This window comes from Candidatus Moraniibacteriota bacterium, from assembly GCA_016699875.1.
Lineage (GTDB): Bacteria > Patescibacteriota > Minisyncoccia > Moranbacterales > UBA1568.
Window position 1 is genome coordinate 515,215 of the sequence record CP064989.1, and the last position, 14,061, is coordinate 529,275.

Genomic DNA, 14,061 nt, shown 5'->3' on the forward strand with positions numbered 1-14,061 from the left:
TAACATTGCAAAATACAGCGCTACATTCTGCAAAAACAGGCGTACTTACAAAAAATACACTCCATATGGCCACCAATAATGCTCCTCCGAACTGTGGGGATTTTTTCATAATTACTTCACTTCATATGCTCTACTAAAACAAAAGGGGACAGAACAATCTATGCTATTTCCTCTTTTTCCATTACGGTCCCAGTGAACAACTATTCTCACCCGCCCCATGCTGTCGCTCGCAAGAGCGAGTCTATCGCGATAAGAATCACGAGCCCTGAAAGCGCGATGATCACGCCGATAATCGAATAGTTCATATTCCGCTTTGCCGTCTCGATCATATTCATATTTCCCGCCGCCGAGAGATATTGGATACCGGAAATCACAAATGCGATAATCGCCAGGAATCCGAAAAGATAGAGCATCCATTTCATGAGATTGATGATAATGCTGGCGACCGACACTTCCGAAAGTCCCGTATTGATCGGGAAGCACACCCCGGCATATTCCTTGAATTTCGTCGTATCACACTTCTCTGTCGTCGACGTAGTTGTGGTTGTTGTCGTCGTTGTCCCACTTCCGGACCCACAGCACATCGTCTTGCCATTCGTATTTGCCGAACACGTCGCACTTGTCCCAAGGTTTGACCCACTACCCGGGCAAGCTCCGCTCACCGGAGTCTGACACGTCCCTGATCCGCCCGACGCACACGGATCCGTCGTTGTAGAGGTTTTGCAATACTTTGTCCCCGTTGGACAAGCAGCTAATGAACAGGCAGCGTCCTCCCCATTGGCACAACTTACCGCACATTGCGTATTAAAATTTGGGCAACTTGCCACAAAAGAACTCGGAATACACGCTTTCTCGGAGCAATTCAATTCTGTCTTGCAGGCATTAGTAACTTCTTGTTGCGTCCCGCAGGAAGACATGCACGTCACCTCACGGCATGCAGCAGATACAGAGTTAACACCCAACGACAGAATAAATCCCAGTGCCACAAAAGACAGCACCAACGATTTCAAAAGAAACTTTTTTTTCATATGCAAGAAAAAATCCGCATCACACAAGAGACATTCGCTAAAACTGTGTTCCGGCACTCAGCCACGTATCAACCGCGAGAACAACCACATACCCGACAAGCGCCACAATCACACCGATGATAGACCACTTCATGGCCTCCTTGGCTGTTTTCACCTGACCGTCGTTTCCGGCCGCGGTGAGATACATAATACCCGAAATCACAAAGCCGATAATGGCGATGAAGCCAAGGACCGCAAGAAGCCAATCCATGGTCCCTGCGATGATGTCGTAAATAGGCGCATCGGGCAAAAGTGATTGATCGCCACCTTCGAAATAGGGTTTGTCTCCCATACGAGTAAAGCTAAAGAAAATAAATCACGAACCGCGTAGCAAGAAATCCGCCGCCAAGATAATCACATATCCGACAAGTGCCACGACAACGCCCACGATAGACCATGTCATCGCTGTTTTCGCCGCCTTGATCTGTCCGTCATTCCCCGCCGCGGTGAGATACATAATACCGGAAATCACAAAGGCGATGATGGCGATAAACCCGAGAATCGTGAGAAGCCACGTCATAAATCCCGACACAATAGTCGCAACGGAAGAACTCGGCAACTCGGATTCGGATTTGACACTTTGAAGTCCCGATGTCCACCCGCCGCTCGTACTCGAAGAATCATTGGAAGAGCTTGTAGTATTACCGGTTCCTGAAGTAGTCTCGCTCGTCGGCTTACAGCAGTATCGTCCGGTCCCGCACGCATCATCCCGACTACTCAAATGTTCATATCCCGTCCCGCCGCACGTGCTCGAAGCGGAGCAGAAATAGTTCGTCCCTGCGCTCGTGCAAGCATTCGTTGTCGAACTCCCGCCACTCGTCGTACAGCAATCCGGCGTGGCACTCAGACAATCCGAACTGGTATGCACATACGTTCCCGTCGGACAAGAGAGCGACGCCGCACACGTCCCCGAACTTCCATTGTCAGACGCTGTACAAGCCGCACCGGCATTTCCCGTCGGGGTGGTACTGCCCTGACAGCAATACCGGTTTGGACAATTGTCATCGAGATTCCAATTCCCCGAACACGCCGCCGGATCGGATACGCAGTTCCCTCCCGAACACGTCTGCGCCCCGGCAGACGGAACAAAAAAAGCTCCTGCAAAGAAGAAAACTGACAACCCAAAAAGTTTCAGTCCGAATTTCATGAACTCAGTATATCACAATCACTGAAAACTCGAAAAAATACCACCTCTGTCAAGCGCCAGATTTACTCGAGCTCATATCTCCCACTCCCTATTTTCCATCTTCTGCACATTTCCAACTCCAAACCAAAACGCCCCCGACAGTATGCCGGAAGCGCCTTTGGAAAGAAACCTTCGAAGAATTCCTAAATACTCGAGTTCGAACTCGCATTGAGCCACGAATCCACCGCGCTCACGATCACATACCCGATAAGCGCTACGATAACACCGATAATGGAAGCGGTCAGAGCGCTCTTGGCACTACCTATACGCTTTTCATCTCCCGCAGCGGTGAGGTACATGATACCGGCGATCACAAACCCGACGATCGCAATGAAGCCCAAGATTGCGAGGAGATAATTCATCGTCGTGTGAATGATGTCATATATGCTCGCATTCGGCGTCCCGCCACTCTGCGCATTGCTATCCCCGGCAGACCACTGTCCGAACGCCACCATCGGAACCGTCACAAACGTCGCGATAAGCGCAAACGCCCCGATATTCTTCAAAATGAGTGATTTTTTCATAGTAATTCTCTCACCTCCTTTCTGTTTTTGATAAATTATCAATTCCTCCCCCTCCCTCGTCATTCCCGCGAAGGCGGGAATCCAGGTTCCACTCGCTTCCACAGAAACACACACAAGATTTTCCCAACAAGACTCCATTCTCAATTTTCACAATTCATCGTATAAATCTCTCCACTTCGGATTTTTTTCTTCAATAAGTCGGATTTTCCACAGACGATTCCACTTTTTCAACTGTTTCTCTCTTTGAATAGCGCCAATAACACTTTCTCCTTGTTCATAATACACCAAAATATTCGCATCGTATTTTTCCGTAAACCCGGGAACTACTTTGTTTTTATGCTGCCAAACTCTTCCTTGCAAATTGGAAGTGACGCCGATATACAAGGTCCCATTTCTCTTACTTGCCAGCATGTACACACAGGGAGATTTCATGAAATTCTGTTCGATTTCCGGAAATTCTGAAGTTTTGCGGCAACTGGATTCCCGCCTTCGCGGGAATGACGGGGACTCTATTCAAAAAACTTTGCCATAGCTCGAACCAGCACCAACGCTCCCAAACCAATCGCTATGCCAATAACCGCCCATGAAAACGACTTCTTCGCCATATCGAGCCTTGCCGAACTGCCAGCAGCCGTAAAGTACAAAATCCCCGAAAACACTAGCGCCAGTATAACAACAAATCCAAACACCGCCAACAAAAAGTCAAGCACACGAAAGAGCACCATCGCCACCGTCGGCGCATCATCAATCACTCCGGCAGCATGAGCAATAGGAATCATAGAACACGTGTAGACATTCGATGAGCCGAGATAAAAAGGCTAATTCTCTCCCATTATTATTCTCACTCGCCATTTTCGTCACTCCTTCTCCCTGCTTCGTCATTCCCGCGAAGGCGGGAATCTACGCCCTGCCAGAAGGAGAATCCAACCGAATGAATCAAAAAGTTCTCGAAAAAATAGCTACAACCCGTACCGCTTATTCCGCGCACGCAATCGAATAAGCACAACGACACCAACACTGATTAATACCACTGCAATACCACCCACAATCACCAGAATGGAACCAGCTCCATTGTTCGCCATTGCCGTTCCGCCAGTCGAGGCGACTGCGCTCGCCTGCATACCACGCAGCACTACCTCTCCCGATTTCGGATCCCGAAGCACGTCATTATTCTGCTTGAGCAACTTTTTTGTTTCATCACTGAAACTTCCGGAAATACAATCGGAAAGGCAGGTCAGTAACGTTTCGCCTTTTTCAAACTCACAAATGTTATCTGCATTGCACTGCACAAAATCTGCAAGAGACCCTTCAAGAAGCAATGCTCCGCTTCCCACAGAATAAATTTTATACCCATTCACAATACCAAAATGCGGAAACTCATATGAAAATTTACCCTTCTTTCCGGAGAATTCGTACTTAACCGCACTGGCTCCGGTAACATCAGAAAACTCTATACGATACTCCCCACGAACAACCTCCTGAGAAAATGCAACAACCGAGAAATTCGGATCACTTTCTAAGACAATAGCTGGAGATTGCTGCGAATCAAGCCTGAGATTCCCATCCTGACTCTCAAAATGGAACACCAGAACGTCTTCCGCACGCGCAGAAGACGCAAATGCAAAAAATGTAACTACCACCAAACAGAAGACCAAAGACTTCATATGATAGACGCTGGGAGAAACCTCAAACACATCAAGACTTACAGCTCTTATAATATGTTTCCACACGATCACAGTAGCGATTTGTTGTACGGGCACAGTTATTCGGTTTACCGCTATTATAACACGAGGCGACATTACGAATATCCATTCCACACCGACCAGCATTATCTTTTATAAGCCATGCTGCACAGTTAACATCCAGCTGCACATCATTTTGAATCTTCGTGCATGACTCCGACGCCGATCCGGTAATTCCACATTTCGCACGAATAGCAGGAAGTGCCTGCGAATAGCCACAGGAACCATACCCATCAGTAGAAAGACTTTTGTTACAACCCTCACCCGCATCAATGATTGCCATTACAATATCCGCCTCCACGTTGGAAGCATTGCTTTTTGTTGCACTTGATACATCTTGCTTATTCGCACACTTTCCATCCTTGCAATTCAAGTTCCCACCAGAACCGGTCGACGTCTCGCTTCCACTAGATGCTCCGTTTACCCCCGTTCGTGTATATTTTGATTTCGCGTCACAACTATACGTAAACCACGATCCGTTTGTTTTAAAAGAAAACGTCGCCGTATCCGTCCCAAGTGCGCCGTCCGCCAAAACCATAAGGATCACATTGATCGCTACCCACCCCAGGAGCACGATGGCAAATCCGTAGAGCGCCGCTTTGATACCGCTTTTGGCAATACCGATCATCTGAGTATTCCCTGCGGAAATAATATAGAAAATGCCCATCGCCACCAGTACCGCAAAGGCGATATAGGTCATCACGGTAAAAATCCAACTCGTGATATTCTTCATGAGCAAAAACAGGTGGCACAGAGTGCAAATCGCCGTTTCGTCATCAGGTGTCGTTGGGTCGTCGCAAGACCGTCCACACGGAACTATCCCCGCATTCTGAGATCCCGAACAATAACTCCCGCTCCCACCAGTAGTATTTTCACAATAATAGTACTCTCCTGATGTCCCATAATGAGATTTGCATTCTGCTGCACAGAATGAGTTGTTATTACCTTGCTCACACGCCGTTGTTGAACACTTTGACATATCGCACGATTCCCCAGCTACCGCCGTATAGCAACATGCCACACTGCCAGTGCATCCCGTTGCACCTGTCAAGGCTGTCCCACTCAAGCATGTCGAAGTTGTCGAGCATGTCCCCGACTGCGTTGTTCCACTCGAATCCTTTCCGGAGCACGTCGTCATAGCAGAGGTTGACTTGCAGCACTTTCCCTTTGTTATCGTGAGAGATGCACACTGCGAATCGCTTCCGGATACCGCCGTATCACTGCTTACGCAAGCATCTTTACACGTTCCCTCTCCACTTGTGCCACAATAAAACGTTGTCGTATTCGGAATACAACAATCCCACAATCCAACGCCGCCCGTCGAACAGGCACCCGTCGAATCATCTTTCGAAAGTTCATCAGTATTGCATCCCGCGGTATTCGTCCGGCATTCGCCTGAATACGACTTCCCGGTCGAAGAATCACTGAATGTGCAACTCGCCGCAAATGTAGGCGAGGATATCAAAAAGAAAACGAGAAGCAAAAACCCTCCAAACAATTCAGGAAAAAATGGTACGAATTTTTTCAAGAGAATCATACAGAGAAATCAAACTCATTCAAGCAACCAATCACATTCAAATCTCATCTATTTCCTCTCCACCTGCCCGATACGACTTTCAGCGATCGAGAGCGCCTGATTTACAGTCGCCTCGCCCAGATTAACCGACGTGATCATATCTCCCAAGATCTTCTCGATACTTTCGGGATCCGACTGCTTCCAGTTTCGCGCGATAAGATTGCCATCCGCAAAAGGGCCGAGCACCGGATCGGTTTTCTGCTTCTCTACGAGGTCGCGCCGAGCAGCCGGAGCACCGGTCTTCGCAAGATACGCCGCCGCCGGATCAAATGCACTCTGAAAATCCTTAGCATTTCCCGTTATTGCATTCTCCAGATGAACCGTCCCTGTCGGAGGAAATGACGCGTACTTCAAGAACTGCCACGATTCGAATATTCGAATTTTGTCAAAAAGAGCTGTGTCTTGCGTTCCCTCAGGTGCAGTCTTGTTCTTTGCCACCACAAACCCCCAGTAGTTCGGAAAGTTAAAAGGTTGCGCGCCGGTTGACTGTGGCAGTGGCGAAACCGCGAAATTCAGTTTCGAGTTCTTCCGCTTGATGGTATCGAAATGCCACGAATAATTAATCATCATCCCCGCCGTCCCCTCATAGAAGGAATCGATGGAGTAGTGCATACGCGGATTCCACGTATAGAGCGACGAAGTCGGATTGGCAAACTGCGTATAGAACGAAAGTGCATTGGCACCGGCAGCAGCATTCAAGCGGAGATCACGTACATTCCCTCGCGGCACCAAGACACCATTTTGCAAGAAGAGCGCTGAGAGCACATCGGTCGATCGATTGATATTTGTCGCCGTTCCAAGCGCCGCGCCAGACTGCGTAATCTCACCGAACGAATTGATACGGGTAAGCAGGCGAACATCATCCTGAAACTGGTCCCAGGTGACCGGAGGCGCCGTGATACCCGCCGCCGCCAAGAGATCTTTGTTATAGTACAGCGCGAGCGAATCCGCCGAAAGAACGACGCCCGATATTTTCCCGTCATCCGTCACAAAATCATCGCCCACCGTGTCGACGAAAGCATTCCGATAACTTCGCTCGTCGATCATGGTGTCGGGCGCCGTCACGATCTTGTCGGCAAACGCCGGCGTCCAAGAGTTTCGAATAAGGAAGATATCGGGGCCATTCCCGGCTGCGAGCGCATCGAGCAAATCCTGCCGATAGGTATCGACCGCAAGCTTCCGATAGGAAATATTGCCGACATTCGGATTGAGCGTCTTGTACTGACCGATAATCTGCCGAAGCGCTTCCGAATCGTCAAAGATTCCCCATATTTCAAGGTCTATCTTGTACGTCGTATCAGTCTGGCGCAGTCCGCACCCGGAAAGAGACAGTACTGCCGCCCCCAAAACAAGCCCCGCAACCACCCTTGTCACCACGCGCCCCATAAACACACTTTTTATTTTTGAAAACCCTTTTTTTCCAGCCTTCTCTCTTTCCACCTTTTCCCACAGTTTCCATTCCCGTTATTCTCGCCCCTTTTCTCTTCTCGTCATTCCCGCGAAGGCGGGAATCCAGGTTCCACTCGCTTCCACAGAAACACACACAAGATTTTCCCAACAAGACTCCATTCTCAATTTTTACAATTCATCGTATAAATCTCTCCATTTCGGATTCCTTTGTTCAATCAATCGTATTTTCCATGAACGGTTCCATTTCTTCAACTGCCCTTCCCTCTGGATAGCTCCAAGAATGCTGTCTCCTTGCTCATAATACACCAGCTTGTTCACGTTATATTTTTCGGTAAATCCGGGAAGGACCTTGTTCTTATGCTCCCACATCCTCTTCCTAAGATCGGATGTAACTTCAACATACAATGTTCCATTTCTTTCGCTTGCCAGTATGTACACGCAGGGAGATTTCATGAAACTCAATTCGTCATCCGGAAATATCAGCGTCCGCAGAGACTGGATTCCCGCCTTCGCGGGAATGACAGAAAAGGTCACTTCTGGCAGACAAGCGCGTAGTGATAATCCCCCGCCAATATATCCTTGACCGGAGAAAAACCGCGCTCAGAGAGCATCTCTATCAATTTCTCCCGGGAAATACGGAGCGACGCTTCCGGCCCAAACGACGCCTCAGAGTCATTCCACTCCATGATAAACAGGAAACCGCCCGACTTCAGCACGCGATAGGCCTCCCAGAGCATCGTTTCCTTGCTTTTGTTCTGAAAGAGCACATCTTTCAAAATCACCCAGTCCAGGCTGTTGTCCGGCAAGCCGGACCCGCCTTCGCGTTCCAGATTCACCCGTTTTGTCGTCACATTGGAAAGCCCGAGCGCCTTGGCACGACTCGCCACCGCCTCAAGCGACGACGGCAAGATATCAAGCGCATACACCGTTCCTGACTTCCCCACCGCCCGCGCAAATGCGAGCGAGAAAAACCCCGACCCACACCCGAAGTCCGCAACTGACGCGCTCTCCAACGCATCAAGCTGGTCAATCACCTCTTCCGGCTTCACAAAATTATTCGTCAGCGTCGTTCCCATAAAGTATTACATGCGTGTTCGAGTTGCAAAAAGAATAGCCTCATTGTACAACAGAAACACCGAGTCAACAAACAAGCCCGGTATTTGGAGAGGTCGCATAGTGGCCGAGTGCACTCGCTTGGAAAGCGGGCATACCGCAAGGTATCGAGGGTTCGAATCCCTCCCTCTCCGCATTCATTTCACCAAAGCAAACCTGCGACGCGACGAAGTCAGCCAAAGATTGCAAGGCGACATTCGCTATTTCAAAACTCTATGAAAGGCCACACCGTTCCGCTTCCGCCGGATGCGCCGAAGAAAGGCGAAATATACCGCCACTACAAGGGCGATTCGTACAAAGTGCACGAACTCGCACTACATTCGAATGATGAGGAGTGGATGGTGATATACGAGCCACTCTACGAAAACCCCGATGCGCCGCTCTTTACGCGCCCGCTTCGCGAATGGCGCCAAGTCGTCGAATGGAACGGGAATCACGTCGAACGATTCAAAAAAATCTGAATATTCATGTCCTCTCCCCACAAACACGCCTACGACGCCTTCGGGTCGCATTGGGAAATAACCGTGTGGGACGATATATCATCGTCCCATTTTCATGCGATCATAAGGGAAATCCTCGCGCGATCGGAACGATTTGAAGAGAACTTCTCGCGCTTCCGCCCATCATCCTTTGTCTCACGCCTCGCAGAAGAGAAACAAACCGGCGATATCGAGGTTCCGGAGCACTTCGTCGCCATGCTCCGGCCATATTTCCAGCTCTACAGCGCAACCGACGGGAAAATCACGCCGCTCATCGGCCACACCCTCTCCGACCTCGGCTACGACGCAAGCTATTCCCTCACACCGCAAAAGATAGTCCGACTTTCACCCGATCTCTTGGAAACCGTGACCCTACTCGACAATACGCATATCGCTGTCAAATACCCTGTTCTCTTCGACTTCGGTGCGATCGGCAAGGGCTATTTTACCGATCGCATCGCCAATTTCTTGCGCGAAAGTCGCATTCGAAGATTCCTCGTAAACGGAAGTGGCGATATTGTCTATGAAGGGAACAGCGAAACAATACGCGTAGGACTCGAGCATCCGAGCGATCCGACACAGGTTGTGGGATCGATCGAAATGATGCAAGGCGCTTTCTGCGCTTCCGGAACCAATCGCCGAAGATGGCGAGATTACCACCATATCGTCGACCCCGACACAACCCAATCCCCCGAGCACCTCCTCGCCACCTGGGTCCGCGCCGAAACCGCCGCGACCGCCGATCTCCTCGCCACCGCCCTCTTCCTCACGAATCCGAACGCGCTTCGAGCAGCCTTCCCTTTCGAATACGCCACTCTCAATCCGGATTTCTCACTCGAACAATCAATCGGTTTTAAAGCAATCACCTATTGACAAAGTATAATATACGCCATACAAATAGAGACAGTTCTTCATATCCGGAGTCATGCCATGCCAAAGAGACTCGAGTATTTTGCTCCACGAGCATTCACGAAAAGTCCCGTGAGAATCGACTGCCAACTGCCATCCGGGAGGATATTGAGCATTCGCATAAACAAAGTTTACATAGAGAACCAACCCCTGGATGAAAGGCTATCCCCTTTTGCAAGACGAAACCCCGTCGATAACAATAGCGTATCTCTCAAGCTCTCTCTGTCATTAGCTATAAAAGGAGACTACCACGACAATACGCCAAGATATACCTCGATTGAGAAAGCAGTGCGCTTTCCAAAAGACTCAATACAAAACGCATGGAGCGAAGGATTGTACCTGAAAGCCGCATTGCTCAAACATATAACATTGGAACCAAACCAACTGAGAATACTCTCTCAAGGAGATACCGTCATTGTCGTGATGCGAGGAACACCTCTGATAAAAATTATGGGTAGCACGTTGGAAGAAATACCCCAAGCGCGATAAATTTCAGCCACATTACAAAAGACAGACAGGTCAAAACCCTGTCTGTACTTATCTCTACTCAAAATCGTCAGAAATTTCATCCCTTCGCTTCCTGCTTTATCTTCTCTAGTGCATCCATAAAACCTTTCGGGGTGAGTGAAGAGCCATTCACCACGGCGAGATCAAGGGAATCGATAGATTTCCCCACCACCTGCGCGGAAATGCCTTCCCCGAACTTATCCTGCATAAATTTGCTCTTTTCATTTTCGGAGTCCCCCTTGAAGACTACATCGGTCACCGCGCCGTCCTTCAGAGTGAGCGTCACCTCGACGCTCTCCGGACCGGCAGGCGATGTATAGGCGCCCGACGCCGAATAGGTACCGTCCTTGTATGAAGCATCCGTCATCGCTCCCTCCTCCGGCTTCATCAGAGCCTCTCCCGAATTGCTCGACTCCGGCCGGATATCATTCGGAGGCAAGACATCATTCGACCGCCCCAAGAACCAAGCGATCGCCGCTCCGAAAAGCGCCACAACCGCAATACCGCCAAACAATTTCGATCCGCCCGACGCCATATTCTCGCGCGGTGCCGACGAATTCCCTTCATCACCCTCGGAGTCTTCTTTTCGCATGTCTTCGCTCATAAATATATGTGGTAAGAATAAGGAAACAGACGCGAACGGCAGTATAGCACACAAAAACGCCACTCCACAAAAACGCCTTTACAGAGCCACAGGAAAGATGGTACAGTAGTCAAAGACCACTGAAACACAAAGTCTTTTTTATGGGTAGCGTGGCTTTTCTGTCGACTCCGGGCGCATTGCTCGCTGAAGTTGTCTGCATTGGGTTTCTCTGCCTGATACAGGTATTCCTCATAGTACAGCTCTTTCGCAAGACACGTCAGCTCGATGAGCGCCAAAAAATGTTCCTTAAAGGAAAGCACGGCGCCGATCTCGAATCGGTTATCGTGCGACATGATCAGGAAATCGGCAATCTCGACACCGAAATACAAGAGCTCTTCGCTCTCGCCGAGCAGATTCGCGAGCTTGCCATGATCGGCATTCACAAAGTCGGCATTGTCCGCTTCAACCCATTCCAGGATACGGGAAGCAACCAGAGCTGGAGCATCGCGCTCCTCGACGGAGACACGACCGGTCTCGTTATCTCTTCCCTTCTCTCCCGAGAATCGGCGCGCGTCTATGCAAAGCCGGTTGTGCAAGGGCAGGCAAAGGATTTCCCGTTCACCGCCGAAGAAAAGCGCGCCATAGAGCTCGCACAAACCTCCAGAGACCCCAAGAAAGCACCCGCGACTCCAACGCAGATCCCGACGAAGAAGTAAAAAACAATCGACAACATTCCAAGCTGTCTCTCCACTTTCGATTTTCGCTTTTTTTGAATCAATTTCTAATGTCCCTGTTTTTATGAGCGAGTCCACTCCGACAACCGAGCCAAAGAAAATCGTCAAGATACCGTCTTCCGTCAGCGTCAAACGACTTGCGGAGATCTTTGGCACACCAGTGTCGACCGTCATTATGGAGCTCATGAAGAACAAAATCCTCGCCACCATCAACGAGGAAATTGACTTTGAAACTGCGAGTATCATCGCTCAAGATATGGGTTTTGAAACCGAAGAAGACCTCGAAACAAGCGGCAGCGAGACCTTGACGCTCGAACGACTTATCGAAATTTGCGCTCAAGAAAAGGCGTCCGGAAAAACGCTCGAGACACGCCCCCCGGTCGTCACCATCTTAGGGCACGTCGACCACGGAAAGACGACACTCCTCGACACCATCCGAAAAACCAATGTCGCAAGCAAAGAATCCGGCGGCATCACTCAGGCAATCAGCGCCTACCAAGTCAAGAAGCGAGGCGAGTTTATCACCTTCATCGATACGCCCGGCCACGAAGCCTTTTCCGCCATGCGCGAACGCGGCGTCGCTCTCGCTGATATTGCTATTCTTGTCATCGCCGCCGACGACGGCGTTCGCCCGCAAACCAAAGAAGTTATCTCCTATATCCGCGAACACCACATCCCCACCATCGTCGCTATCAACAAAGTCGACAAGCCCGAAGCGAACATACCTCGCGTCAAACAAGAACTCGCCGACAACGACATACTCCTCGAAGAGTGGGGTGGCAATTACCCGGCCGTCGAAATCAGCGCCAAGCACGGCAAGAATATCGACAAACTCCTCGAACATATCCTCTTGGTTGCCGAAGTCAACGATTTCCAGAGCGACGCGAAGCGCGACGGACTCGCCCTCGTCCTTGAGTCCCACCTCGATCCGCAAAGAGGCCCGGTTGCAGTCGCCCTCGTCAAAACCGGCACACTCAAAGTAGGGCAAGATGTCACCGTGGGAAGCGCCTATGGCCGCATCCGCCGACTCGAGGATTTTTCCGGAAAAAGCATCGTCTCCGCACCGCCATCGACACCAGTCCAGCTCTACGGCCTGAGTGCCGCGCCAAACACCAATGATGTCGTACAAGTCGTGAGCAGCAAGGTTGCCGCCCGCCTCAAGTCTCGCGAACGCATGACTGGCGGCATCACAAAGAAAGACGTGCAGATTATCGCCGATGAAGACGTAAAGAAATTCCCGCTTCTCATCAAAACCGATGTTCACGGCTCGCTCGAAGCCATCGAACAGATCCTCTCCACAATTCATTCGGATGAGATCGCCCTTGATATTGTCGCCAAAGGCGTCGGGAGCATCACCGAAAGCGATGTCCGTATCGCCGCAAGCGCCAGCGCGCTCATTGTCGGGTTCAATGTGAACCCAACCCCCGTCGCCGCCCGCATCGCCGAAACGGCGAATATCGACATCAAAAGCTTCAATATCATCTACAAACTTGTCGAATACGTAAAAGAACAGATCTCTGCTCTCCTCCCGCCCGAAATCATTCGCACCGACTTGGGCATTCTCTCCGTCCTCGCTATCTTCAAAACCGGCAAACACGATATGATCGTCGGTGGACGCGTAAACGATGGGAAAATCGCGAAGGGCTCCCAAATCGAAATCAAGCGCGACAGCGAAATCGTCGGCACCGGTCGATTGGCAAACCTCCAGCAGAACAAAAAGAACACCGATGAAGTGGGAAGTGGCAACGAATGCGGTCTCACCATAGAGACTTCAACCAAAATTCAAGCCGGCGACACCATCCTTTCCTTCCAAGTCGAAGAAAAACGCCGCACACTCTAACCAACCCAATCTCCAAAAAAACAACCGCCTCCAGATTCTACCCGGGGCGGTTTTGGTTAGCAACTGCTCGCTTACTCACTATCTCTATGTGACACAGAATTCAGTGCAATCGCTTTAAGTGATTCTGCATTTTAGAAATGTCACCCAATAAGTCAAGAACGAGCGGCAAAAGAAGCGCTGTTGAAACAAGCAGAATCACCTCTGACCATGCTGGCGGCGACACAAGCATAGCAAGCCGTAAGGGAATGCTTGAGAACATACAGAGACATGCCAAGCAGACTAACGCGATACCCCGTACACTCCGCATTTTCAATCTCCTCACTTCCTGCGCTCGCTGTTCTTGGAAAAGAAGTTCTTCTTTCATGATTGCTTCTCCTCAGAGCTTATTGTT

The 14,061-nt window shown here is 50.0% G+C and carries 17 protein-coding genes and 1 tRNA gene; 5 read left to right on the plus strand and 13 right to left on the minus strand.

Going from position 1 to position 14,061, the window contains the following annotated elements; all coding sequences use genetic code 11:
- Nucleotides 1-206 precede the first annotated feature (206 nt).
- The 11 genes from IPK84_02560 to IPK84_02610 form a co-directional block, all read right to left on the minus strand.
- On the minus strand, nucleotides 207-1,028 hold the full coding sequence (locus tag IPK84_02560; protein ID QQS16207.1) for a hypothetical protein: 822 nt from the start codon (nucleotides 1,026-1,028) through the stop codon (nucleotides 207-209).
- A gap of 37 nt (nucleotides 1,029-1,065) precedes the next feature.
- On the minus strand, nucleotides 1,066-1,359 hold the full coding sequence (locus IPK84_02565; protein ID QQS16208.1) for a hypothetical protein: 294 nt from the start codon (nucleotides 1,357-1,359) through the stop codon (nucleotides 1,066-1,068).
- Nucleotides 1,360-1,383: 24 nt separating this feature from the next.
- Nucleotides 1,384-2,214, minus strand: coding sequence for a hypothetical protein (locus IPK84_02570; protein ID QQS16209.1), 831 nt, complete (start codon nucleotides 2,212-2,214; stop codon nucleotides 1,384-1,386).
- A gap of 182 nt (nucleotides 2,215-2,396) precedes the next feature.
- Nucleotides 2,397-2,777 (minus strand): hypothetical protein, encoded by a 381-nt coding sequence (locus IPK84_02575; protein ID QQS16210.1) that lies wholly within the window; start codon nucleotides 2,775-2,777, stop codon nucleotides 2,397-2,399.
- Between the two features lie 147 nt (nucleotides 2,778-2,924).
- Complete coding sequence (locus IPK84_02580; protein QQS16211.1) at nucleotides 2,925-3,209, minus strand: GIY-YIG nuclease family protein; 285 nt, start codon at nucleotides 3,207-3,209, stop codon at nucleotides 2,925-2,927.
- Nucleotides 3,210-3,286: 77 nt separating this feature from the next.
- The gene (locus IPK84_02585) at nucleotides 3,287-3,556 is read right to left on the minus strand and encodes a hypothetical protein (protein ID QQS16212.1); all 270 of its coding nucleotides are present in this window, start codon (nucleotides 3,554-3,556) and stop codon (nucleotides 3,287-3,289) included.
- A gap of 180 nt (nucleotides 3,557-3,736) precedes the next feature.
- The gene (locus IPK84_02590; GenBank protein ID QQS16213.1) at nucleotides 3,737-4,441 is read right to left on the minus strand and encodes a hypothetical protein; all 705 of its coding nucleotides are present in this window, start codon (nucleotides 4,439-4,441) and stop codon (nucleotides 3,737-3,739) included.
- Nucleotides 4,442-4,472: 31 nt separating this feature from the next.
- Entirely contained in the window at nucleotides 4,473-6,056 is a 1,584-nt protein-coding gene (locus IPK84_02595; GenBank protein QQS16214.1) for an AzlD domain-containing protein, read from the minus strand.
- Between the two features lie 48 nt (nucleotides 6,057-6,104).
- The gene (locus IPK84_02600; protein ID QQS16215.1) at nucleotides 6,105-7,535 is read right to left on the minus strand and encodes an extracellular solute-binding protein; all 1,431 of its coding nucleotides are present in this window, start codon (nucleotides 7,533-7,535) and stop codon (nucleotides 6,105-6,107) included.
- 138 nt (nucleotides 7,536-7,673) lie between these two features.
- Complete coding sequence (locus tag IPK84_02605) at nucleotides 7,674-7,958, minus strand: GIY-YIG nuclease family protein (protein ID QQS16216.1); 285 nt, start codon at nucleotides 7,956-7,958, stop codon at nucleotides 7,674-7,676.
- Nucleotides 7,959-8,035: 77 nt separating this feature from the next.
- Nucleotides 8,036-8,581, minus strand: coding sequence for a class I SAM-dependent methyltransferase (locus IPK84_02610; GenBank protein ID QQS16217.1), 546 nt, complete (start codon nucleotides 8,579-8,581; stop codon nucleotides 8,036-8,038).
- 86 nt (nucleotides 8,582-8,667) lie between these two features.
- Between IPK84_02610 and IPK84_02615 the strand changes: the two genes are divergently transcribed.
- The 3 genes from IPK84_02615 (at nucleotide 8,668) to IPK84_02625 (ending at nucleotide 9,970) form a co-directional block, all read left to right on the plus strand.
- Nucleotides 8,668-8,752 (plus strand) — tRNA-Ser (locus IPK84_02615).
- 81 nt (nucleotides 8,753-8,833) lie between these two features.
- A complete protein-coding gene (locus IPK84_02620; protein QQS16218.1) occupies nucleotides 8,834-9,079 on the plus strand; it encodes a DUF1653 domain-containing protein in 246 nt (81 codons plus the stop codon).
- A 6-nt stretch (nucleotides 9,080-9,085) separates the two neighbouring features.
- Nucleotides 9,086-9,970: an FAD:protein FMN transferase gene (locus IPK84_02625; protein QQS16219.1), complete on the plus strand. Its 885-nt coding sequence runs from the start codon at nucleotides 9,086-9,088 to the stop codon at nucleotides 9,968-9,970.
- A 601-nt stretch (nucleotides 9,971-10,571) separates the two neighbouring features.
- Here the strand turns inward: IPK84_02625 and IPK84_02630 are convergent.
- Nucleotides 10,572-11,117, minus strand: a complete 546-nt coding sequence (locus IPK84_02630; protein QQS16220.1) for a hypothetical protein — start codon at nucleotides 11,115-11,117, stop codon at nucleotides 10,572-10,574.
- A gap of 140 nt (nucleotides 11,118-11,257) precedes the next feature.
- Here IPK84_02630 and IPK84_02635 point away from each other — a divergent pair, with 140 nt between their 5' ends.
- Together IPK84_02635 and IPK84_02640 are read left to right on the plus strand one after the other, a co-directional pair.
- Nucleotides 11,258-11,812, plus strand: a complete 555-nt coding sequence (locus IPK84_02635; GenBank protein ID QQS16221.1) for a DUF4446 family protein — start codon at nucleotides 11,258-11,260, stop codon at nucleotides 11,810-11,812.
- An 82-nt stretch (nucleotides 11,813-11,894) separates the two neighbouring features.
- Nucleotides 11,895-13,670 (plus strand): translation initiation factor IF-2, encoded by a 1,776-nt coding sequence (locus IPK84_02640; protein ID QQS16222.1) that lies wholly within the window; start codon nucleotides 11,895-11,897, stop codon nucleotides 13,668-13,670.
- A 100-nt stretch (nucleotides 13,671-13,770) separates the two neighbouring features.
- Here the strand turns inward: IPK84_02640 and IPK84_02645 are convergent, their stop codons facing one another.
- The gene (locus IPK84_02645; protein ID QQS16223.1) at nucleotides 13,771-14,034 is read right to left on the minus strand and encodes a hypothetical protein; all 264 of its coding nucleotides are present in this window, start codon (nucleotides 14,032-14,034) and stop codon (nucleotides 13,771-13,773) included.
- Nucleotides 14,035-14,061: the final 27 nt, after the last annotated feature.